General features: G+C 59.9%; 17 protein-coding genes and 1 tRNA gene. 14 read left to right on the forward strand and 4 right to left on the reverse strand.

Annotated elements, in window-relative coordinates; genetic code table 11:
• Positions 1 to 197: 197 nt before the first annotated feature.
• From ACN5AZ_RS03380 to ACN5AZ_RS03405, 6 genes are all read left to right on the forward strand, one after another.
• Positions 198 to 812 carry a hypothetical protein gene (locus tag ACN5AZ_RS03380; RefSeq protein WP_419427426.1) on the forward strand — a complete coding sequence of 205 codons (615 nt, stop codon included), beginning with the start codon at positions 198 to 200 and terminating at the stop codon, positions 810 to 812.
• Positions 809 to 1,210 (forward strand): phage holin family protein, encoded by a 402-nt coding sequence (locus ACN5AZ_RS03385; RefSeq protein WP_419427427.1) that lies wholly within the window; start codon positions 809 to 811, stop codon positions 1,208 to 1,210. Before ACN5AZ_RS03380 ends, ACN5AZ_RS03385 begins: the two co-directional genes overlap by 4 nt.
• Entirely contained in the window at positions 1,203 to 2,459 is a 1,257-nt protein-coding gene (locus ACN5AZ_RS03390) for a DUF3618 domain-containing protein (RefSeq protein ID WP_419427428.1), read from the forward strand. The genes ACN5AZ_RS03385 and ACN5AZ_RS03390 overlap by 8 nt, the downstream gene beginning before the upstream one ends.
• Positions 2,456 to 3,427, forward strand: coding sequence for a YihY/virulence factor BrkB family protein (locus tag ACN5AZ_RS03395; protein WP_419427429.1), 972 nt, complete (start codon positions 2,456 to 2,458; stop codon positions 3,425 to 3,427). The genes ACN5AZ_RS03390 and ACN5AZ_RS03395 overlap by 4 nt, the downstream gene beginning before the upstream one ends.
• Positions 3,417 to 3,740 carry a hypothetical protein gene (locus ACN5AZ_RS03400; RefSeq protein WP_419427430.1) on the forward strand — a complete coding sequence of 108 codons (324 nt, stop codon included), beginning with the start codon at positions 3,417 to 3,419 and terminating at the stop codon, positions 3,738 to 3,740. Before ACN5AZ_RS03395 ends, ACN5AZ_RS03400 begins: the two co-directional genes overlap by 11 nt.
• A 287-nt stretch (positions 3,741 to 4,027) precedes the next feature.
• Complete coding sequence (locus ACN5AZ_RS03405) at positions 4,028 to 5,746, forward strand: putative bifunctional diguanylate cyclase/phosphodiesterase (protein WP_419427431.1); 1,719 nt, start codon at positions 4,028 to 4,030, stop codon at positions 5,744 to 5,746.
• A gap of 3 nt (positions 5,747 to 5,749) precedes the next feature.
• Here the strand turns inward: ACN5AZ_RS03405 and ACN5AZ_RS03410 are convergent, their stop codons facing one another.
• Both ACN5AZ_RS03410 and ACN5AZ_RS03415 read right to left on the reverse strand, forming a co-directional pair.
• Complete coding sequence (locus ACN5AZ_RS03410; RefSeq protein ID WP_419427432.1) at positions 5,750 to 8,020, reverse strand: two-component system sensor histidine kinase NtrB; 2,271 nt, start codon at positions 8,018 to 8,020, stop codon at positions 5,750 to 5,752.
• A 5-nt stretch (positions 8,021 to 8,025) separates the two neighbouring features.
• A complete protein-coding gene (locus ACN5AZ_RS03415; RefSeq protein WP_419427433.1) occupies positions 8,026 to 8,394 on the reverse strand; it encodes a response regulator in 369 nt (122 codons plus the stop codon).
• Positions 8,395 to 8,470: 76 nt separating this feature from the next.
• Here ACN5AZ_RS03415 and ACN5AZ_RS03420 point away from each other — a divergent pair, with 76 nt between their 5' ends.
• The 5 genes from ACN5AZ_RS03420 to ACN5AZ_RS03440 all read left to right on the forward strand — a co-directional run bounded on the left by ACN5AZ_RS03420 (position 8,471) and on the right by ACN5AZ_RS03440 (position 17,148).
• Positions 8,471 to 11,068 carry a CheR family methyltransferase gene (locus ACN5AZ_RS03420; RefSeq protein ID WP_419427434.1) on the forward strand — a complete coding sequence of 866 codons (2,598 nt, stop codon included), beginning with the start codon at positions 8,471 to 8,473 and terminating at the stop codon, positions 11,066 to 11,068.
• Between the two features lie 153 nt (positions 11,069 to 11,221).
• Complete coding sequence (locus tag ACN5AZ_RS03425; protein WP_419427435.1) at positions 11,222 to 11,755, forward strand: molybdopterin-dependent oxidoreductase; 534 nt, start codon at positions 11,222 to 11,224, stop codon at positions 11,753 to 11,755.
• Between the two features lie 56 nt (positions 11,756 to 11,811).
• On the forward strand, positions 11,812 to 14,286 hold the full coding sequence (locus ACN5AZ_RS03430) for an ATP-binding protein (RefSeq protein ID WP_419427436.1): 2,475 nt from the start codon (positions 11,812 to 11,814) through the stop codon (positions 14,284 to 14,286).
• Between the two features lie 557 nt (positions 14,287 to 14,843).
• Positions 14,844 to 15,386 carry a heme NO-binding domain-containing protein gene (locus ACN5AZ_RS03435; RefSeq protein ID WP_419427437.1) on the forward strand — a complete coding sequence of 181 codons (543 nt, stop codon included), beginning with the start codon at positions 14,844 to 14,846 and terminating at the stop codon, positions 15,384 to 15,386.
• Positions 15,387 to 15,390: 4 nt separating this feature from the next.
• A complete protein-coding gene (locus ACN5AZ_RS03440) occupies positions 15,391 to 17,148 on the forward strand; it encodes an ATP-binding protein (RefSeq protein WP_419427438.1) in 1,758 nt (585 codons plus the stop codon).
• Positions 17,149 to 17,210: 62 nt separating this feature from the next.
• Here ACN5AZ_RS03440 and ACN5AZ_RS03445 read toward each other — a convergent pair whose 3' ends face one another.
• On the reverse strand, positions 17,211 to 17,483 hold the full coding sequence (locus ACN5AZ_RS03445; protein WP_419427439.1) for a hypothetical protein: 273 nt from the start codon (positions 17,481 to 17,483) through the stop codon (positions 17,211 to 17,213).
• Positions 17,484 to 17,589: 106 nt separating this feature from the next.
• Entirely contained in the window at positions 17,590 to 18,873 is a 1,284-nt protein-coding gene (locus ACN5AZ_RS03450; protein ID WP_419427440.1) for an ATP-binding protein, read from the reverse strand.
• 48 nt (positions 18,874 to 18,921) lie between these two features.
• On the opposite strand from ACN5AZ_RS03450, the gene ACN5AZ_RS03455 reads away from it, so the two are divergent.
• From ACN5AZ_RS03455 to ACN5AZ_RS03465, 3 genes are all read left to right on the forward strand, one after another.
• Positions 18,922 to 19,839 carry an MBL fold metallo-hydrolase gene (locus tag ACN5AZ_RS03455; protein WP_419427441.1) on the forward strand — a complete coding sequence of 306 codons (918 nt, stop codon included), beginning with the start codon at positions 18,922 to 18,924 and terminating at the stop codon, positions 19,837 to 19,839.
• Between the two features lie 68 nt (positions 19,840 to 19,907).
• Positions 19,908 to 19,982, forward strand: a tRNA-Asn gene (locus ACN5AZ_RS03460).
• A gap of 123 nt (positions 19,983 to 20,105) precedes the next feature.
• Positions 20,106 to 21,821 (forward strand): tyrosine-type recombinase/integrase, encoded by a 1,716-nt coding sequence (locus ACN5AZ_RS03465; RefSeq protein WP_419427442.1) that lies wholly within the window; start codon positions 20,106 to 20,108, stop codon positions 21,819 to 21,821.
• Positions 21,822 to 22,003 lie beyond the last annotated feature (182 nt).

The following is a 22,003-nucleotide window of genomic DNA, read 5'->3' on the forward strand; positions in this document are numbered from 1 at the left end:
TCAAATTTCACCAGCCCCACGGGAACTTCTGTCCGGCTCACGCGTCATTTCGGTACACGCACTGCGGGAAGAGACAAGCCCCCGCGGAGGAGGTTGAAATGCACAGTATCATATATCTGGTCGGGCTCTTCGTGATCGTTGTAGCCCTGCTGAACTTCGTCGCCTAACGGCCACTCACACAATCTTAGGAAGAGCAGATGACCGACGTACACACACGCGCGGACGGGTCACGTGACAGCCGTGAAACCGCATCCGATGCCGCCCAAAACCTAGCCGATGAAGCGCGCGAAAGCGCTGAGCAACTCAAAAACCGCGCGGCCGCCGAGGCTCGACGCCACGGCGATGCCGCAAAATCAGGCGCAGCAGACGAAATTTCCAATATGGAATCCGCTTTGCGCCGCGCTGCAGGGGAGCTGCGTGACGGCTCGCCGCAAGAACGTACCTTTGGCCAGATGGCCGACGCGCTGGCGGATGTATCAGATACCATCCGCGACAAGGACTTTGGCGAGATGGCCAACGACCTGACATCCTTTGCACGCCGCAACCCGCTGGCGTTCCTCGGTGGCGCGGCCCTGCTGGGCTTTGCCGGGACGCGGATGCTGCGCGCATCCGAGCGCAACCGGCACCGCTCCGTCGACTTGGCCGAGACATTCGGCAGCCCGGCAGAGGATGACGAAATGGAAGCCGAGATCCTCCGTCCCAATCCCGTGGCACCCGCCACACCGGCAGGGACGGCCACACCCGCTGTGGACGAAGGCCGGACCCTGACCCCCGCCACCCCTGCGGTTGCCACATCGGGAGCGATCAAATGACCGACCAGACCCGCACCGAAAGCACCGGATCGCTGTTTTCCGACGCGATCAAACAGATCTCAACCCTTGTGCGTGGCGAAGTCGACCTCGCCCGCGCCGAAGTGGACCAGAACCTGCGTCGCGCTGCAGCCGCCTTGGGCATGTTGGTCGCGGCCGTCGTCATTGCTTTGACGGCCCTCAACGTGCTGTCCGCAGCCGTCGTATCCGGTCTGACAGAAGCCGGCCTTGACGCTGGCTGGGCCGCGCTGATCCTCGGCGTCGTTTTGGGCGTGATTGCGGCGATCCTTGTGTCCAAAGGCACTAGTGATCTGAAACTGTCCAGCCTTGCGCCGACCCGCACGGCCGAGAACATCAAGCGCGACACGCGCACCCTCACAGGAGGCAAAGACCATGTCTGACAGCCGCACCCCCGATCAAATCGAACGCGACATTGAGCGCGACCGCGCAAAGCTGAACCGCACTGTGGACGAGCTGCAGGACCGCATCTCGCCGGAGCGTATTTTCCGCGAGTTGACCCGTGGTCTGGGCGATCATGGCTCTGACATTGGTGAGGCTATTACCCAGTCCGTCAAACGCAACCCTGTGGCGCTGGCCGTCACTGGCGTGGGTCTTGCATGGCTGATGAGCGGGCGGTCCTGGGACGAGGACAAACGCGCCGTGCAATCCGTGACGCCCAGCCGCGAAAGCGCCGATCCGCTGTTCCGCCACCGGCGCCCTGCCCCGCTGCCCTCTGATCGTGCGCCGGTTGCGACGGACCCTTACGGCTCGCTGGCCGATCATGCAGGCGACGGCGTGTTAACCGATGGCGCCTACGGCGACGATTGGATCTACGCCGATGACGACATGTATTGGGTCGATATCGAGATCGACGATGCGGACTCGGACGAGGACGCATCGCCCGCAGTTCGTGAGCGCCTGATGCAGGCGCGCCAACGCGCCGGTGAGACTGTCAGCAACGCGTCCGCGTCCCTGCACGATGGTGTCCGCTCGACCCGCGATGGCATCGCGACCGGGGCGGAAAACGCCCGAACCGCCGCGCAGCGCCATGCAAACGCTGCACGCGATGGGGCCACGAATGCGGCGAACTCCGCAGCAGATAGCCTGCGCAGCACCCGCGACAGCGCAGCGGCTAAGGCCCGCCGCATCCGCCGCCGCCTGTCCCGAGGCACGGAAAGCCTGACCGAGGAAGCGCGCGAACGCGTCGTTGCCGCCCGCTGGGCCGCAGTCAAAGCCCGCCGTGCCACCGCGCGGACCGCACGGGACGGCCGCGACCGCGCCGAAGAGTTCTACACCGAGAACCCCTTGGTCGTGGGTGGTCTGGCTCTGGCCGCCGGTGCCATTCTGGCAAGCGCCCTGCCGCGTACCAAACAGGAAGACGATCTGATCGGCCGCCAATCTGACCGCTACTACGATCAGGCCCGCGACATGTTCGAGATCGAGCGTCAAAAGGCCGTCAAAGTCGCCGACCGTGCCGCTGCCACAGCCCAAGAGGTGCTGGAGGAAGAACGCGCCAAAATCGATGGGTCCGCGCCCGGCGAAACCTCTGCGGTGGAACACGCCGCGAACGAGGTGAAAGACGGTATTTCGCGCGTGGCCGCAGCCAGCCGCGATGAAGCCGAAAAGCAAAAGCTGGGGCAGCCCTCGTGAGCGCCGCTGACCAAATAGGCCATCAGGCCGAACGCCCGCGCCATATTCCATGGCGCGGGTGGTTTGCCATCCTTAAGCGGGTCAAGACCGAGGTGTCCAAGGATCACCTGACACTGATTGCCGCGGGCGTCGCGTTCTATGGCTTGCTTGCGATTTTCCCCGGGATCACCGCTTTGATGGCCATCGCTGGCCTGCTGTTTGATCCCGCCGAAATGTCCGCGCAAATGTCCACGCTGACCCAGTTTGTCCCCGAAGCCGCTGCCGACATCATCATCACACAGGCGGAATCCGTGACCGGCAGCAGCGAAGGCGGGTTGGGGTTAGCTCTGCTGATCAGCATTGCATTGGCGATCTACTCGGCATCCTCTGGTGTGGGCAGTCTGATCGAAGGGATCAACGTCGCCTACGATGAGGAAGATGACCGAGGCTTTCTGCACAGCTACGCGTTAAAGATCGGTCTGACCGTGTTCTTGGTCTGTGGCATGATCGCAGGTCTGGCCGCGACGGTTGTTTTGCCATCGATCCTGCAGATCCTGACCCTCGGCGTTACGATTGAGGCATTGATCGCGGTTGCGCGTTGGGCGGCGTTGCTGGTGTTAACCATGTTCGGGCTTGGGGTTCTGTATCGCTTCGCGCCCGCACGCCAACCGGCCCAGTGGCGCTGGCTGACGCCCGGCGCCATTGTGGCCACATTGCTATGGGTTGGCGCCTCTGCCGCGTTCTCCGTCTACGTCAAAAACTTTGCCAGCTACCAAGAGACCTTTGGCGCCATTGCAGGCGTGGTTATCTTGCTGATGTGGCTTTGGATTTCGGCGCTACTGGTTTTGACAGGCGCAGAGATCAACGCCGAAGCCGAGGCGCAGACCCGCGTAGACACGACCACAGGAACACCCATGCCGATGGGCGCGCGTGGTGCGGTCAAAGCTGACAAAACCGCCGCTGATCAAGGTGCACATGATGACGGATGAGGCTAAAACTCCCGAAAATCGTGCACCTGAGGCCGCGCCCACCCGCCTACGCCATAGCATCGACAGTGGCGCGACCGGCGAGAAGGTAGCCTTCTCCGATCCTGCCGCAGCCCCTTTGGGCACCGATGCAGAAGCGGGCGGCGCGCGGCTGGGCGCGGCCGAGGTCGCGCAGATCGATCCCGTCGCCAACTCCGAGCACATGGAAAAACCCACGCCTGCGGAGCGCTATTCCGGCCTGTCTGCCACGCGCATTATTGGAATGATTGCGGTGGCAATCTTGGTGCTGGCGCTTGGCATCTGGGTCTTTGGCTGACTGAAGCAATCCTCACGGATCGGGCGACCATACGCCCGGTCCGATCTGCCCAAGAGCCCTGCCAAAATGGCAATTGCCGTCGGCGCAGGAAACCTCCGTAAGTAGATTATTAATTTCTGTCCCACACAAAGGTAAAAATGCAGGCCGATTTCTGCGCGAATTGACGGCTTTGGACGCCGTGTGAGACAGGAATGCACGTAATGGACAAAAACGAGGCGAGGGAAATCCTCCACCCCACAGGCAAGCACGAACAAACCGTCGTCGATCAAATTGACATCTTGTGCCAAATGGCGGGCCACGCAGGCGCGCTGGCGGTAACGGTCGGTCTTGACGATGCCATGGGCCGGATTGAACACGTGTTTTTCACCGATCCCGCAGACGCCCACCTGCGTAAAGTGATGACACAGGTCCAGAACATGGCGCGCACCCCTGCCCCCCATCCCACGGGTCAAGATGTGGTGTGTTTTCAGCTGCACCAATACACGATGGTTGAACAAGATGTGCTTAACGACGCAGGCGACCGTTGCGGCACGATCATCATGGCCTTTGCGAAGTCCTTCGATGCAACAAAATCGGAAGAAATCGCGGCAAATCTGGCCCAGCTCTTGGCAGAGCATTTGAACCTTGTGGCGGCGACAATGCGTGCAGAGATGGATGTGATATCCGAGACGCGCCGCGCGGATCGGTTTCGCCGCATGTCCGAGCTGGATCAATTGACCCGCTTGGACAATCGCACCACCTTTCGACAAAAGGTCGAGGCGATGATCGATGCGGATGCGGAGGATTTCGCCCTGATCCTGATCGACATCGACCAGTTCAAAGCCATTAACGACCTATACGGCCATTCCTTCGGAGACCGTTACCTCAAACAAATCGCTGCCACGATCAAACGCAGTTTTGGGCGCGCCACCGCACGCGGCCGTCTTGGCGGGGATGAGTTCGCCGTTCTATTGCCGCTCGGGCCGAAAAACCGGTTAAACGAAACACAGCTGCGCGAGATGGCCGACATGGAAATGGCCCGCTTTGTGATTGATGTGCAGCGGACCAGTGCACGGATGGGGCGGATGAACCTTGGACATGTAAGCCTTGGCGCGGCTTTGGGGCCGCTGCAGTCCAAACAATTCGACCGCCTGTTCGATATGGCGGACGCGGCGCTCTATAGTGGCAAAACCTCCAACTCCAGCGCACCAACAGTTTTTCTGGCACGCGATCACGACAGCCATTCGTTCCGCCTGTTGCAAAACAGATTTATGCGCGCATTGGAAAAGCGTGAGATCACCCCCTACTACCAACCCATCGTCCGTCTGTCCGATGGTGAAATCCACGGGTTCGAGGCCTTGGCCCGTTGGGAGGACCCTGACCGTGGGGTTCTCCCGCCGCAGAAGTTTAATGGCATCTTCGCCGATCCGACATTGGCGCCTCGCCTGACCGAACAGATCAGTGCAGAGGCGCTGTCATGGCTTGGACGAAAGACGCGGAAAACACCGCAAAGCATCGCGATCAATCTGACCCCGTTCGAAGTGCTGAACCACGAGTTCGTGTTCGATCTGGAAATCATCATGGCCGAAGTTGGCCTCGACTGGTCGTCCATCACGCTGGAGGTCACCGAAAGCGTCATGCTGTCCTCTGCCAATGATCAAAGTTTCAGGACGTTGACAGAAATCCGGTCAAGAGGCGGGCGTGTCGCGCTGGATGATTTTGGCACCGGATATGGTGCCATGTCACATCTGATCGATTGGCCCGTGGACATCCTGAAGATTGACAGATCGTTTGTCATGAGCCTTGACCCAACGTCCCGCCGGGCCAAGATCGTCGAAGGGTTGGTTCGGATGAGCCGCGATCTGGGCTTTGATATCGTGGCCGAAGGGGTGGATTGCGCTGACGCACATGTATTTTTGCGCGATATCGGCTGCACTTTTGGCCAAGGGTACTACTACAGCCGCCCCCTTCCCGGCGCCCAAGCCGCGCGCCTGTCCCCAAAACAATGGGCCGCGCTCTCAAGCTGATCCCTAGCAGCCATCCCGTGGCATCAAAATGGATAGCGCGCGCAGCAACGCGTCCATGGTGACCGGTTTATTGACCGCCAAGCCCGGCATGTCTGCGCGATGGCCCGACCGGCGCACCACTTGGTCCACCATCTGGATGATCGGGGCGGTTTGCCCGGAGTGCGCCAGTTCAAGCCCGGCGGTTGCTGCTGCCTCGGCCAGATCATCACAGATCAAAATCAGATCCGCAGTCTGTGCCCTTAACGCGGTTTGCAATGCAGCAACATCATCGACCACCACCAGATCCGCGTCGCAAAGCGTCAGCTTCTCTGCAAGCTGCATTTGCTCTACCGGATCGGTTTCCGCCAAAATGACACGACAATTCGACAGGTCAACCTGCTCTATCGCGGCCGGTTGCGCCGTTGGGAAAACCAGCTTTGCCTGTGCGCCCTGCCCGGGTTCGGAACTCAGCTTGAACTGCGCCCCCGAACGGGTCGCAAAAGTATCCACCATCGCAAGTCCAAGGCCCGTGCCACCGGACGCCCCGCGCGTGGTAAAGAACGGCATCCGGGCTTTGTTCATAACCATTGCGTCCATGCCCGGCCCGTCATCTTCGACCGAGATCACCACTTCGCCGGCATCTGCGCGCAGGGACAACGTTATGGTCCCGTCCGCAATATCGGCGGACGCAAACGCCTGCCCCGCGTTGAGCACAAGGTTCAACACCGCGGCCTCCAGCCCGCCGGCATCCACCCACAAGGCCACTTCAGGCGGTTGCGCGTCGACAATCACGTTAATGCCCGGCGGCAAAGCGGTCCGCGCCAGCCCTGCCACATCCTGCAATGTTTGCGCCGCGTTTATCAGCACGGGTTCGCCATGCACTTCACGGGTCAGGTCCAGCATCTTTGTGGTCAATTCAGTGCCTCTGGCACAGGCCCGCGCAATGGCGTCCAGCTCGTCGCGCACCGCATCGGAGACCTCTGCACGCGCGGCCACGTCGGTTGACAGCCGGATTGCGCCCAGGAAGTTGCCCATCTCATGGGCCACACCACCGGCAATCTGGCGCACGGATTCAATCCGGTCGATCTGGGCAAGCCGCGTGCGCAGCTGCATCATCGGTGTCTCATCGGTAACGGTGATCAAGGTCCCGCGCGGATTTTGCATCGGGTAGGACGACAAACGGAGCGCCTGTTCAAATCCAGACGGATCCATCCACCCCACATGCAAGGTCGGGCGCCCTTCGCGACGGATTGCTCTTATCGGGTGATCCGGTCCAACAAGCAAACGCCGCGACACCACATCAAAGAATGCCGTGTCACGCAGCCAACGATCCGGGGCGCCGTCGCTCAGTTCATTGGCCTTGCGGTTGCCGCTACGCACGATCTTCCGTTCGTCGATAATGAACGCGGCCACGTCCAGACCGTCCAGAATGGACTGCAACTGATTGGCGACCGAGATTTGCACATCCCTCTCGCGCTTTGCGCTGCGCACAGAGATAAACACGCTCAGACAGGCAAAAATAACGACAAGCAGCGTGAACACCGCCCGTGCGACGCCCGTCGGCACCACTTGCAGATCGACCATTCGCCCCGTCAGCCAGACCAGCACAGCCGGGGCGATCACAGCCGCAGGAATGAGCCCGCGCGCCACGCGTCCAACGCCGCCCCCGGACAGTAGCAAAGCGACAAACCCGAAGGGATCGCGCGCGAAGAATAACGCCAAAGACAATGCAAGGAAGGCCAAGGCCGAGTGCAAGGCCAAACCGGATAGAAACGGAAAGCCGTAAAGTGCTGCGGCATCGAACAAAAAACCGAAAACCGCCAAGGCGGAACAGCCCGCGCCAATCAGGGCTAACACCGCCTGCCACAGCGCAGCTTTGTCCCCTCGGCCGCGCATGGCAAGCGTGCCGCCCCCCACGACGAAGGTGGCCATGACGCTGGCAAGGGATCGGCGGTCTTCGCTTGGATCGATCGCCGGTCCGAGCCACGTCACATCAATCGCTTGGACCAACGCCAATCCGATAGCCGCCAGCAAAGCGACAAATGCCGCGCGCCTCAGCCAGAATGGGCTACGCTCGGAAAGAAAGACCAGCTGCGCCCCGCCCAGAACGATGATCTTGCCTGCGGTTGACGGCACCATCGCGGGCCAGCCGTCGACGATACGCCGCAACCCGTCAAAGCCCAAGCCCCAACCGCCCACCAGCACCGCCAGTGCCAATGTGATCGCAATCGAGCTTAGTATCGAGGCCACTGCGCGCGGGTCCGCCGCCAAGGGCCGAGCCTCATGTGCGCGCAAGGCAATCACCTCAAGAGGTCTGAAATCAATTGCTCCAGCTCCCCAAGCGATATGCTTTTGCGGACACGCGCATCCGCACGGGAAAATCCGGTCTGGAACAAGGGGGAATCATAAAGTTCGGCCCGGCCTGTGATAATCACCACTTTGGATTTTGACGCGACCACGGGTTGGCTGTGCAACACCGTCGCCGCCCCACCGGCTGGCATCATCACGTCGACAAAAAGGATGTCAAAGGGATCGACGGCCTGTTCCACCTTCTCGATCGCATCGGCGCCGTTTGTCGCCACAGTCACGTCATGGCCCAAAGAGGCCACGCTGACAGAGAATGCCCGCCCATAGTCCTTGTCGTCGTCGGCCAGAAGGATCCGCGCCACAATTAACCCCTTTTATATTGTGATATATACAACTTGATGTAGAACCGTTGCCAAGACAAGTGGCAAAGGACAAGCAATGACGGGCCAAAAAGACCAGACCGAAACCGAAGGTCAAATGGCGGGCGCGGCAATCCCCCTGATCGCGGTCGGGGCATCAGCGGGCGGGCTTGATCCCTTGGAGGCGTTCTTCTCCTCCGCTGATGAGGCAAACGGCTGGTGTTACGTCGTAATCCAGCACCTTTCGCCCGACTACCGATCCATGATGGACGAAATTCTGGGGCGGAAAACGCGGCTGAAAATCCGTCATATCGACGATGGTGTCGCGCTGGAGCCGAACACTATCTTCCTCAACCGTCCCAATACGGCGGTGGAGCTGGTCGGGGATACGTTCCGGACCCGTGCCTACAACACCGAAGACGGGCTGCCACATCTCCCGATTGACGGATTTTTCTCGTCATTAACCAGTCGTCCCATGGGGCGCACCGGCGCGGTTATCCTGTCGGGGTCCGGCAGCGACGGCACAATCGGGGCGCAGCGCATTCATGCAGCCGGTGGTCTGGTTCTGGCGCAAACCCCGTCCGAGGCAGCCTTCCCCTCGATGCCGAGCACCTTGATCACCACCGGCGCCGCCGACGCGATCCTGCCCGCAGGACAGATGATGGCCGCGATCGAGAATTACCTGATGCACGGTCGCAGTGCCGTGGTGCACAACAGCGACATGGCCGGCGACGAAAAGCGACAGATCCTGCAGGTTTTGGAAAATCAGCATCAGATCGATTTCTCGCCCTATAAATCCGACAATGTCGAACGCCGGATCGCACGACGCCAGCATCTGCGCGGGCTGGAGACGCTGGCGGATTACGCGGCGCTGATCCAGAACAACACCGACGCCGTGGATGAGCTTTACCGTGATCTGCTGATCGGGGTGACCTATTTCTACCGCGACCCGGAGGCGATTGCCGCCCTGCGTGCGCGCGCGATCAACCCGCTTGCCGAAAGCTACACCGGTGAGCGGCCCTTGCGCATCTGGGTGCCGGGCTGTGCCTCTGGCGAGGAAGCCTACACCATCGCCATGGAGATCAGCGAGGCCATGTCGCAGGCGGGTCACCCGCCGGATTTCCGCATTCTAGCCACGGATGTTCACCGCCACTCGCTCGACGTGGCCTCTGCCGGGGTATTTTCCGCCGAGGCCATGCAAAAGGTGCCCCCGGCCAAGCGTAAACGGTATTTTCAGGAGGGGCCGAACGGCTTTACTGTCACCCACGACCTGCGTCAGCGCATCATCTTTTCGGTGCATAACGCCCTGAGCGATCCGCCGTTTCTTGACCTTGACCTCGTGTCGTGTCGCAACATGCTGATCTATCTCAAGGACGAGGCCCAAGCCCGTGTTCTTTCGATGTTTTTGTTCGGCTTGCGCCGCAACGGCATCCTGTTTCTCGGGCCGTCTGAAAGCCTTGGCCGTTTGGGGGATGACTTTGTCGTCCTCGACGGGCGGTGGCGTCTGTTCCGCAAGAACACCGAAGATCGCGGCCTGAATTCCAAGATCCTCGCACCCACTGTGGCGCGGCGCGTCCAACGCCCGTTCCAGGATGTGGTAAACACCCTGCCCGGCAACCGGCACAGCCCTGCCGTCAATGACTTCGCCACACAGCGGACACGCGAAACGCTGATCCGCTCCTATGATGTGCTGCTGAAACACTACGCGCCGTCATCGATCCTGATCACATCGGATGGTGACGTGCTTAGCTGGTTTGGGACCGCCTCTATCCTTGTTGATACGATGAACAACATGGCGGACTGGACGGTCGAAGGTGTCGTCCATCCCGATCTGCATTTTGTCATCAACGTGGGCATCGAAAAACTGCGTTCGGGCGAGTTGGACAGCCTGTCGCGCACCGTGGATGTTGATCTGGGCAACGGGCGATACCAGCACTGCACGGTGACGTTGGAGGTGCTCGACCAGACCTCCAAACCTCGGCTTATGCTGTTGAAAGTCCGACTGGATGACAGCGAGCGTGAGGAAAGCAAAGCCGATAGCGCCCCCGACGCATCCAGCCTCAGTCCCGACGATGCAGATGCCCTGACGCGGCGGATCTATGATCTGGAACGTGATCTGAAGCTGACCGAAGAAACGCTGCAACACGTCACCGAACGTCTCGAGGCCGCGGGGGAGGAACTTCAGGCCTCAAACGAGGAACTTCAGGCATCGAACGAAGAATTGCAGGCCTCGAACGAGGAACTTCAGGCATCGAATGAGGAACTCCATGCGGTAAACGAAGAACTTGTTTCGCTGTCCGCTGAACATGAACACAAGATCCGTTTGCTGTCCTCTATACATTCAGAGACCGATTTCTTGCTCAATGTGCTGGAACTTGGCGTGATCTTCCTCGATCAGGACAAGCGGATCACCCGTTTCTCCACCCGGATCGGCGAGGCGTTCCAGTTGGAGCTTCACGACATTGGCCGCAGCTTGAAGGTCGTCGGGCCACGCTTGCCCTTTGTCGACCTTGGCGAGCTCGTGGATCAGACCCTGCAAACCCCGCAACCGCAAAGCGTGACCGGTGAATACGAAGGAGAGCGCCTCGAGGTGACGGCCTATCGATTGGACCGCACAGACGATTCCATCGGACAGTCCTGTGTGGTTTTGTTGTTCCAGTCGGAGACCGGCAAGTAAGATGACAAAAATCAGACACTCAGCGATATATTAACCTTTTGAGTGTCTGATTTCGGCACAATCTACTCGATTGGATATGTGTTCAATCCCAAAACCCGCCTGTCGAACAGGAACGGATCTGCAACAATGGCCACAACAAGAAGGACATACCGCATGCAGATCGCTCATTCCAAATTGTCGCGCGCCGCCATTGCGGTTGCCATGACGCTACTCTCGACCGGCGCCAGCGCCCAAACCCTCGACGACATGCCTCCGCTTGAGGGCCCCGTTATCCTGACGGTGTCGGGCATGATCGCCGAAAGCAATATGGACGACGGCAGCTTTGCCTTTGATCTGGAAATGTTGCGTCATATCGGCGGCGACGAGATTGAGACCGACACCATCTGGACGCCGGATACCGTGACCTACACCGGCGTTCGGTTGGACCGTCTGTTGAATCTCCTTGGTGCCGAGGGTGAAAACCTCGATGCGACCGCCATCAATGACTACAGCGTCGAAATCCCCACCAGCGATGCCGTCGAAGGTGGCCCCATCATCGCCTATGAGGCGGATGGCAAGGTCATGTCGCGCCGCGACAAGGGACCACTGTGGGTGATCTATCCTTATGCTTCCACACCGGATTATCGCACCGAGGTGATTTATTCCCGTAGCATTTGGCAGCTAGACCGTATTACTGTGAAGGAATGATCCGGACACCCAAAACTCGATGGCGCATCGCGCCTATTCAGTTCGTACTATCCGCTTTGGCAGCAGTCGCTTTGATTGCTGCCATTTTGCTTGTCGGAGACGTGGTACGCGAATTCCGCCGTCTCAACCACGCCAGCTCAGACAACACCCATTGGGTTCTCAGCCAAGCAGAGGTTGAATTTCTCGAATTCTCGAATGCGATTATCGCCGGGCAAAATGGCGCGCCATTGTCCGATGTGGTGATGGAATTCGACATCTTCTACAGCCGGATGACAACACTGGGGACCGGATCGCTTTATGCGGATCTGCGCCGCATTCCCGCCTACGGTGAACCGATCGAGCAAATCCGCCAGCAGCTTGATGATATGATCCCCACCATCGACGGCCCGCGGGAGGAATTGGCCGCCGCCTTGCCTGACCTGCAGGCGCAGGCCGCATTGATGCGGTTGGAACTGCGCGACGCGGCGACCACCAGCCTTGCGTATTTCTCGCAGCAATCTGACGCCAGCCGCGAAAACGTCGCGGCGACGTTGCTCAAGCTCGCCGGTCTGACCATTGCGATGCTCTTGGCGTTGCTGGCCGCTGTGGCGCGGTCGCGCATGGATGGCCGTCAGATCGAACGGCGCGGCGCCGAACTGGCCGACGCCTACGCGCGTTTGAACACCATTCTGGACACTTCGCTCGACGGGGTAATCGTGTCGGATACCGAAGGGCGCATTCTGACCTTTAACACGGCCGCCGAACGCATGTTCCAGTACCGCTATGAAGAGGTTTACAAGCGCCTGATCAGCGACGTGATGATCCCCGAACACCTGCGCGCGGCCCATGATGATGGCATGCGCCGGATGAGCGAAACCACCGATCACAAGATCATCGGCAAAGGCCGTGTGCGGCTGGAAGCCAAGCGGCGCAACGGCGACATTTTCCCGATCGAGGTCGCGCTGCAAACCGCACGCGCGGGCGGCGAGGATGTCATCATCGGTTTCATGCGGGACATTTCCCATCGTGTGAAGGCCGAGAACGAACTTCTCGACGCACGCGACCGCGCCTTGGCAGGTGAAAAGGCCAAGGCCGAATTCCTTGCCATGATGACACATGAAATCCGCACGCCTCTGAATGGCCTGTTGGGCAATCTGGCCTTGCTCAAACAGACAGAACTCACCGACGCCCAAAAGCTGAATGTGCGCGACATGGACATCTCGGGCGACTTGCTGATGCATCATGTGGACTCTGTCCTCGACGTGGCGCGTTTTGAATCCGGGCAAACCAGCACGCAGCAGGATGTGGTCAATATCGGCGCCTTGCTACAGGAAATTGTAGATGGTCAATCGACCGCCGCCCAGAACCACGGCAACTGGCTTAGCTGGACCTGGGCGGGGCCAGCGCTTGAGTGGGTCAGCCTCGATGAATCCCGCCTGAAACAGGTGCTTTTGAACCTCGTCGGCAACGCCATTAAATTCACCCGCGACGGTGAGATCACCATCGAGATCGAACATTGGGACGAAGCCGGTCAAACCGTGTTGGACATCCGCGTGGCCGACACGGGCGTCGGCATCCCGGAGGATCAGCAAGCGCGTGTTTTCGAGGATTTCCACACCATCAGCCACGGCGGCACCATCCAGCAAAGCGTGGGCGGAACCGGGCTTGGCCTTGGTATCGCGCGCCGCTTTGTCGAGGCATTGGGCGGTCAGATGGGATTGGAAAGCGAACTGGGCATGGGCAGCACCTTCTGGATCAGCCTGCCTGTGGAGCTCGCAGAACCGCCCGCGGCGGAGGTCACAGCCGCCGAAGAGCCGCCAAAAGACATGCCGCCGCAAAACATTCTGTTGGTCGAAGACAATCAGATCAACAGGGATCTGGCGCGGAACATGCTGCAACATCTGGGCCACCACGTGACCGAGGCCTGCAATGGTCAAGAGGCTGTCGATCTGGCTGAGACGCAGCAATTCGACCTGATCTTGATGGATATTCGCATGCCCGTGATGGACGGATTGACCGCCACGCATAAGATTCGTGGCGGCAACGGCCCCAACAAAGCAGTGCCCATTGTCGCGGTCTCTGCCAACGTGCTGCCCGAGGCGCGTGATCGTTTCCTTGCCGCAGGCATGTCCAGCCTGCTGCCCAAACCGATGGATCCCAAAGGGTTGGCCCGCGTCATTGGGCGCTTTGGACGTGAAGATAAGAATGCTGCAGCGGCGCCTTCCGGCCAACCCGTTGCCGTCACCCCTGCCCCATCGGGGCCGCCCGCCTCGGATGTGCCGCCGCAAGTACAGGCGCTGATGGACCGCTACACTGCTGAGGTGTCAGCCTTCTTTGACGGTCTGGCAAAGCAGCCCGATCGTTTCGACGAGATCGCGGAAGAGGCACACCGGCTGGCAGGTAGCGCTGCGGCGTTCGGGCAAAAACGACTGCGCGCCACCCTCATCGAGGTGGAGCTTCTGGCCGAGGACCGTGATCTTAACGGAGTTGTCGAAGCGATGGACAAGGCCCGCACCGCTTGGGTAGAGGCGCCTGCCCCTAAAATCGACTAATCCGACCGAAGCGAGCGCCGACGCGTTCGCCCGCCCCACCTATCCAAACGGGTCATTTTTCATCCCGTTGCCAGTCTGCCGCCGCAGCCTCGGGAATGTCATACATTACTTACGAGAGGACGCGCCGCCCCCCGACGCGCCGCTCGTAAGTAACAAGTTAAAATGTCCTGTACCGCGCCGCCGGTTGTGTTTTTGACCATCGGCGCGGGTTTACCAAGTACCACTCACGCTACGGCACTCATATCCCTGTGTAATCTACGCTGCATCGCAGCGTCTTTGTTCAGACGAGTTAACCAGTATCCCCAACGTACCAGTCTGGCGATGCAGGGTATGACAGCGGGTCCCGTCGTCCTGTCGGGGCCCGCTTTTATTGTGCAAAGCCTTCGGCGCTGACCTCCTATCTAAAAGGTTAATAGCGCCATCCCGATGCCCTTCAATTCACACACCTGCCGCAGTTATGTGCCGCGCCCTGGGGTGGCATGATTTGGCGAATGTTAGGGTTCACCCGCTACACAGCCTGTGCGGGATCACGAGTAAACGAGAAGCGAGATACGCACATGAAGGGCACGATTTTCACAGAACTGGTCAAAATGGCCGAAGATGCCTTTGGCGAGGACACTGTTGATATGGTTCTTGAAAGTGCCGATTTGGAAAACGGCGGTGCCTATACAACCGTCGGCAACTATCCCTGCTCTGAATTGATCAAAATCGTGATGGCCTTCAGCGCGCATTCGGGACTAAGCCCCGAAGTGCTTCAGCGCAAATTCGGCCATTGGATGCTGGATTATTTCGTCGCTAATTTTCCGGAGTTTTTTGCCGAAAAGACCGATACTTTTGGCCTGCTGGAATCTGTGGATGGCGAAATCCACGTTGAGGTGAAAAAACTGTACCCGGATGCAGAATTGCCCCGCTTTGACACCGAGCGTCCGCAAGACGGACAACTGGACCTGATCTACAGCTCGCCCCGCCCGCTGGACGCCTTCTGCCATGGTATCGTCGAGGCCTCGCTTGCGCATTTTGGACAAACAGGCGAGATTACCCGCACCCCTGCCGATGATGGCAGCGGGGCCACGAGGTTCACAATCAAACTGGCCGCCTGAACTGATGACCGAGGATGCACCGCAGGACAGCCCCGTATCGCGCCGCCGGTACGAACGTGAGCGACAGGCCCGCGCCGAGGCCGAGCGACTGCTCGAGGAAAAGAGCCGCGACCTATACCTCGCCAACCAGCAGTTGGCCGAACATTCGGCACGGCTGGAAAAGGCTGTCCTCGACCGCACCACCGATCTGCGCCACGCGCTCGACCGGGCCGAGGCGGCATCGACCGCGCGCAGCCGCTTTATAGCCACCATGAGCCACGAGATCCGCACCCCGTTGGGCGGCCTTCTGGGCATGATCGATCTGCTCTCGATGGACGAGACGGACGCAGAAAAGCTTGAACTGCTGAATTACGCGAAATCCGCAGGCACCGGGCTTAGCCGGATTGTGAACGATGTGCTGGACTTCTCGAAGATGGAGGCCGGCGTTTTTGTCTTTGAGGAGGAAAACGTCGACATCCGCGCGCTGCTTGAAAGCATTCGTATCCTTGCCGGATCGCAGGAGCACAGCGCCAACCGTCGCATCATCACCCGGTTCAACGACAAGGTCCCGCAGCTGTTTCTGGGCGACGCAACCCGCATCCGTCAGGTGATTTCCAACCTTGTGAACAATGCGCTGCGCTATTCGACCGATGGGCCGATTGTGATCCGCGTTACTGCACGTGACGAGACGGGGCAGATGCACCTGCGGTGCGAGGTCGAGGATTTCGGGCTGGGCATCGCTCCGGAAAAGCTGGGCGATTTGTTCAAGGATTTCACCCAGATTGCCAATCCTTTGACCGCTGCGGCGCAGGGTACGGGGCTCGGTCTGGCCATTTGCAAACGCATCATCGACCGCATTGGCGGCACAATCGGCGTCGAAAGCACCGCGGGCGAAGGGTCGACTTTCTGGTTCGACCTGCCCATTCGGCCCGTTGATCTGCACGCCACCGCCGAAGAACGGGTGGCACGCGCGTCAAATGCGGTGGAACTCTCGGGGCGGCGGGTTCTGATTGCCGAGGACAACATCATCAACCAAAAGCTGCTGCTCACCTATTGTGACCGCATGGGGATGCAGGCGGATCTGGCCGAAAACGGGCGCATCGCGCTCGAGAAATTTGCCCCCGGAAAATACGATCTACTGCTGATGGACGTGGCCATGCCAGAGATGGACGGGCTCGAGGCCACCCGCCGCATTCGCGACAAATGGCAGGCAGACACCCTACCGCCGATCGTGGCGCTGACCGCGCATGTCATGGACGCGATCGAGGAAGACGCCCGCGCTGTCGGTATGGACAAAATCCTGTCCAAACCCATCCCCTTCGATACGCTCAAGGAGTCGCTGGAACAGATTTTGGTCAACCGCCCCACGGGCGCGCGCGCGCCCGTCTCCGATGACCCGAAACCGGACGCGGTGCTTGAGGCGGCAAACCACCAGAATGCCGCAGACGCCTTTTTGTCGCGCATCTCGCAGGACACGGCCGCACATCTGACCGATGTGTTCACCCATGACGTGCTGATCGAGCTGGTGGCCAAATTTGTCAGCGATGCGCGCGAACGTCTGGACGCGCTGCGCCATGCTGACGACATCGGCAACGTCGATGAAGTCAGCGAACAGGCACATTCGCTGAAAGGGGCGGCCCTGATGTTGGGCTTGGACAAGATGGCCACAGTGGCGCGCCGCATTGAGACGGGTGAAATCGCGCAAAGCGGCCAGTCTGTCGCTCATGCCGCGTCGGAATTCGCCACCGAATTGGATGATCTGGACGCGGCTTTGTTCGGATAGACCGATATGCAAAGGCCCACGTTGTAAAACGCGGGCCTGTCACAGCGTTCGAAATGAGCAGCTTACAGCATGCCCGGACATTTCATCGTTGCAGGTGCCTTGCCGATGTGATGCGGGTTCACGATCAAAATCCAACGCGGCGGATAGCCGGGCGCCTGTGTGCGGCGATAGGTGCATCCCTCTGGCGTGGTCATGAATTCCGCTTGATTTGTCACAGCTTGCGCCTGAACCATGCCGGGCACGCTCGGTAGATCAAACAGGGTCGGCGCGCCATCAGTGGCTGTCAACGACGCCCCACCCAGTAAAGCTGCGGTCACAAAAGAAGTAAGGGCCATTCACGAATCCAGTCTTGTTGCGTTCACTAATGGTTGTTTCCACAACAATCACGGCGCGATTTTGATACACCTATGACTGAAAAGAGGCATGCCTTTAAATTTATCCTTAAAGCGCAATCACGATATCTGCCCGCAACCCACCCATATCGGTGCTTTCGCCCAGTCGCAAAATCCCGCCATGCGCGCGTGCGATATCAGCCGCGATTGCAAGCCCCAAGCCAACGCCAGACCCCCGATCCTGATTGCGCGCAGGATCAAGACGGACAAAAGGTTTCAGCGCATTTTCGCGGTCTTTGGCCGGGATGCCGGGGCCGTCATCCTCGATCCGGATGCGCAGGGATTTCGCCGTCAAAGCGACCGAAACACGACAATGGGTGCCGTAGCGCGTGGCATTGCCGATCAGGTTTTCTACCGCGCGCCGCAACGCGCGTGGCCGCAGCGGCACTTCGCCCTCTCCCGATAATTCTGCAATCTCGACCTTTTGGCCAGCACGCTCTGCGTCCTCTACGATGGTGCGGATCAGACCCATGATATCGGTCGGCTCGGTCGCGGCAGTCTGCGCATCCCCACGCGCAAATTCAAGAAAAGCATCGATCAGCCGCTGCATCTCTTCGACATCCTGCTCCAGCGGTTCACGCTCGGCATCGTCGAGCAGAGATAGCCCCAATCGCATACGGGTGATCGGCGTGCGCAGATCGTGGCTGACGCCGGACAACATCATGGTCCGCTGTTCGATATGCCGTTCGATCCGGTTGCGCATGTCCAGAAACGCATGCCCCGCTGCCCGGACTTCGGTCGCGCCCGATGGCACGTAGCGTTCCGTGCGCCCCCTGCCAAATGCCTCTGCCGCAGCGGCCAATCGCGTGATCGGACGCAGCTGGTTGCGCAGGTACAAAAACGCAATCAGGGTCATCAGCATGCCAAAGAACAGCATGTTTACAAAGAGTTGATGCGCATTTGTCGGGGACAGCCGCCGCCGGTCAACCTCGACCCTGTAGAACCCGTCATCGCGCTCTACGTGTAGAATGACCTTTCGATCGTCTGGCAGGCCGATGGCCGCCAGCCCCGGCACGCGGTCATAAAGCTCTCGGACGACCACCAGTCCGGTAAAGTCATACCACCGGCGACTGTCCTCCGCTGGCGCGCGCGCCACCCGTTCCGGTACGATGCCAAGCTGGCGTTCGGCTGTCCGGTCCGGCATGTCTTCGAGGACATAATTGATAGCCCGCGCGGTCTCTGTCGACAGCTGTTCTGTCACCCCTTCGAAATGGCGCTGGATAAAAACCACAGACACGACAAGCTGCAAGGTGATCACCGGCAGCACAAGGATCAGCGCCGCCCGGCCATACAGGCTGCGCGGCATATACCGTTTGAGCCATTGAAAAGACATGTCGATTTTGACCATACTGCCCACGCTTAGCCATCCAAGGACATCATCATGCAAGACCCGCAGCCGGAGTTCCAGCCGCAACACGGCGCGGTGGTCGAGGTGGCACCGGCCGTGCGCCGCATCGTGGCGCCAAACCCCTCGCCCATGACGTTCCGCGGCACCAATACCTATCTGCTGGGCACCGATCAGATCGCGGTTGTGGACCCCGGCCCCGATATGGCGTCCCATCTGGACGCCATCGAGGCCGCGATTTCAAACGGTGGCCGGATCACGCACATACTTGTAACCCACGCCCATGTGGATCACTCCGCCCTCGCCCCAAGGTTATCCGCCCGCACGGGCGCGCCCATCTATGCCTATGGCGACGCTCTGGCGGGGCGCAGCCCCCTGATGCAAACTCTGGCGGCGATGGACAGACTGGGCGGCGGCGAAGGGGTGGATGCAGCGTTCACCCCCGACATCTGCCTGACACATGCAGAGCAAATCGACCTTGGCGGTCTGCGCATCACCGCCCATTACACGCCCGGCCACATGGCCAATCATCTGGCATTCTCGCTCGGGGACGTTCTGCTCAGCGGAGATCTGGTCATGGGATGGGCCACCTCGCTCGTGTCCCCGCCGGATGGTGATCTCACCGCCTTTATGGACAGTCTGCGCCAGCTCCAGTCAAATCGCTGGAGCCAGTTTCTCCCCGGTCATGGCGCCCCGATCAGCGATCCAGACGCACGTCTCCAAGAACTTCTTGACCACCGCATGGGTCGTGAGGCGTCGGTTTTGCAGTGTCTCGCCAAAGCACCGGCCACGGCCGAGGAAATCGCCAAAGCGGTTTACACCCAAACCCCCGCCGCCCTGATCCCGGCCGCAACCCGCAATGTGCTGGCTCATTTGATCGACCTGACGGAGCGCGGCCTTGCCCGTCCGGATGGTCCGATTTCCCCCGACGCGCGCTTTTCTACGGTAGCGTGATTTTTGCAGATTTTCGTGGATTTCCCTCTAGACGCCCCTGACAGCTGTGGCTATACACCGCGCACCGTTCCGGCGTAGCTCAGCGGTAGAGCAGTTGACTGTTAATCAATTGGTCGTAGGTTCGATCCCTACCGCCGGAGCCATATTCACCGCAAGCCTTTGAATTCACTGAGAAAGCCAATTTGGCGCCTCAGTCTGTGGCATACGGGTGTTCCATACGGAACCTAGCCAGCTGTGTTAGCTCGCGTCCAAGAGGACGGCTGACGATGCAGAAGCAGGCTCATATCTTCAAACGCGGGCAACAGTACCACTGGCGGCGCAGGATGCGGCGCCAAGGTGTTGGTTTCTTTGATCTAAAGCTTTCGCTTCGCACGACAGATCCGAAAATCGCGGCTATACTCGGACGAAAGCTAAGTTCCGAGAGCGACACCATTATGAGCCACGCCGTCCACAACATCATCCCCGAAGAAACCGCACGCCGGTGGATGTCGGCAATCATCGAGCGCGAGCAGCACAAGTTGGCCCACCTCGAGAACCTGCGCATCACCTCTTCTCGAGATCCCGAAGATGATTTGGTCGCCAACGCCATCTTTCAGGCGGCCTGGGCGCATATCGCTCGGCATGGCGTCCACGCTAACATTTCGCCGGACATGCCCCAGCGTCTCCAGAACTGTATTGAACTGCAACTGCGCGCTCTCGATAACGAGGGTCACAGGCTGACGATCGAGCGCCAGTTCAGGGAGGACACCGACCACGATCCGGAAACCACACGTGAGATTTTCGCCATGATGAATCTCTACATTCAGGCCAAGGCGGATGCTTGGGCCATGGCGAACACCGGCTCTTACAACTTCATCCCCCCTGACGACGGCCCGCATGCCAATGGCAATTCTGCGCCCACCCTGCCCGCTGCTAAACCCGAACCGAAACCGGAGCCCGAGGAAGACGCCTTCCCTGACCCGGCTCTAACAGCCGTGGTAGAGCGCATGAACGCACTGAAGCGCGGCGAAGGTGTCGAGGAGAAGACCCTGCGCCAATACGTTAGTTTTGTCGCGCTGTTTACCACGCTGACCGGCGTTTCGGATGTCCGCAAGATCCGGCAGAGCCATGCCTCGGCCTTCCGCTCGGACCTCCACAAACTCCCGAAAAGCTGGGGCAAAAGCCCGCGTGATGCCATCGCTACCCGTGACGAGATCATGGCCCGCGCAGCCGCCCTGCCCCCTGAAAAGGCCGGCCTGAGCGTTGGCACCATTAACCGCCATCTCGAACATCTCGCGCAGATCGTGTCGTGGGCATCCGACGAAGGCATTCCGGTCGATGACAAGCTGAACCCCGCAAAGCTGCGCCGCAAGGACACTGTACGGGACCGTGATCGTCGCGAGGCCCTGACCCACGCCGATCTGCAAAAAATCTCCGAACACAAAACGTGGAGCCGCCCGTCCGTGCGCCGCAACGGCAGCTATTGGGCACCGCTGATCGCCGCCTACACCGGCGCGCGGCGTGCGGAGATCGCCGGTTTGATGGTCACGGATGTGGTGGAGGTCGACGGCGTGCCATGCCTGTCCATCGCCAACAACAACCTGCGCCGCATCAAAAATCTGGCCTCAAAGCGCGTGATCCCGATCCACAGCCACCTGATCGAACTGGGCTTCCTCACTCACGTCGAAGATATAAAGAAGCGCGGCAACAAAGCGCTTTTCCCTGAACAGGAAGAACCCGGCACCGGCATCTGGGGTCGCAAACTCGGCCGAACCATGCGCGGGGTCATTAACAAACAACTGGGCGAAAGTGGAGGCGGACTGAGCTTCCACAGCTATCGCCACTACGTACAAAATGCCCTCGACCACAACGGCATCGACGACAAGATCGTCCGCGACATCATCGGCCACGAAGGCCGCGACGTCCACGAACGCACCTACCGCAAGCAAACACCTATTGCGGAGATGCAAGCGGCTATCGAAACGCTACCGAGGGTGCTGTGACGCGAGGACATCCGCTGCAAGGTATCAATGGAGGCCTTACCGATTGGGCGGGATCCCTAATTCGCTGCATCAGCCACCTCACCTTGGCATTGGGAAGGGAGCGCGCATTCCGCGGAATACCCCCCAAATCTGAGCGCGCGACAATGAGGCGAAATCCCGCACTCGCTGTGCTTGGTGTTCAT

Source organism: Sagittula sp. SSi028, assembly GCF_048553715.1.
Lineage (GTDB): Bacteria > Pseudomonadota > Alphaproteobacteria > Rhodobacterales > Rhodobacteraceae > Sagittula.

Bases quoted from the DNA above. Each gene is read 5' to 3' on its own strand.
- ACN5AZ_RS03450 (WP_419427440.1), bottom strand. From the start codon at position 18,873: ATGTCTTTTCAATGGCTCAAACGGTATATGCCGCGCAGCCTGTATGGC.
- ACN5AZ_RS03385 (WP_419427427.1), top strand. From the start codon at position 809: ATGACCGACCAGACCCGCACCGAAAGCACCGGATCGCTGTTTTCCGAC.
- ACN5AZ_RS03420 (WP_419427434.1), top strand. From the start codon at position 8,471: ATGACGGGCCAAAAAGACCAGACCGAAACCGAAGGTCAAATGGCGGGC.
- ACN5AZ_RS03425 (WP_419427435.1), top strand. From the start codon at position 11,222: ATGCAGATCGCTCATTCCAAATTGTCGCGCGCCGCCATTGCGGTTGCC.
- ACN5AZ_RS03440 (WP_419427438.1), top strand. From the start codon at position 15,391: ATGACCGAGGATGCACCGCAGGACAGCCCCGTATCGCGCCGCCGGTAC.
- ACN5AZ_RS03390 (WP_419427428.1), top strand. From the start codon at position 1,203: ATGTCTGACAGCCGCACCCCCGATCAAATCGAACGCGACATTGAGCGC.
- ACN5AZ_RS03465 (WP_419427442.1), top strand. From the start codon at position 20,106: ATGCAGAAGCAGGCTCATATCTTCAAACGCGGGCAACAGTACCACTGG.
- ACN5AZ_RS03400 (WP_419427430.1), top strand. From the start codon at position 3,417: ATGACGGATGAGGCTAAAACTCCCGAAAATCGTGCACCTGAGGCCGCG.
- ACN5AZ_RS03380 (WP_419427426.1), top strand. From the start codon at position 198: ATGACCGACGTACACACACGCGCGGACGGGTCACGTGACAGCCGTGAA.
- ACN5AZ_RS03445 (WP_419427439.1), bottom strand. From the start codon at position 17,483: ATGGCCCTTACTTCTTTTGTGACCGCAGCTTTACTGGGTGGGGCGTCG.
- ACN5AZ_RS03455 (WP_419427441.1), top strand. From the start codon at position 18,922: ATGCAAGACCCGCAGCCGGAGTTCCAGCCGCAACACGGCGCGGTGGTC.
- ACN5AZ_RS03435 (WP_419427437.1), top strand. From the start codon at position 14,844: ATGAAGGGCACGATTTTCACAGAACTGGTCAAAATGGCCGAAGATGCC.
- ACN5AZ_RS03405 (WP_419427431.1), top strand. From the start codon at position 4,028: ATGGCGGGCCACGCAGGCGCGCTGGCGGTAACGGTCGGTCTTGACGAT.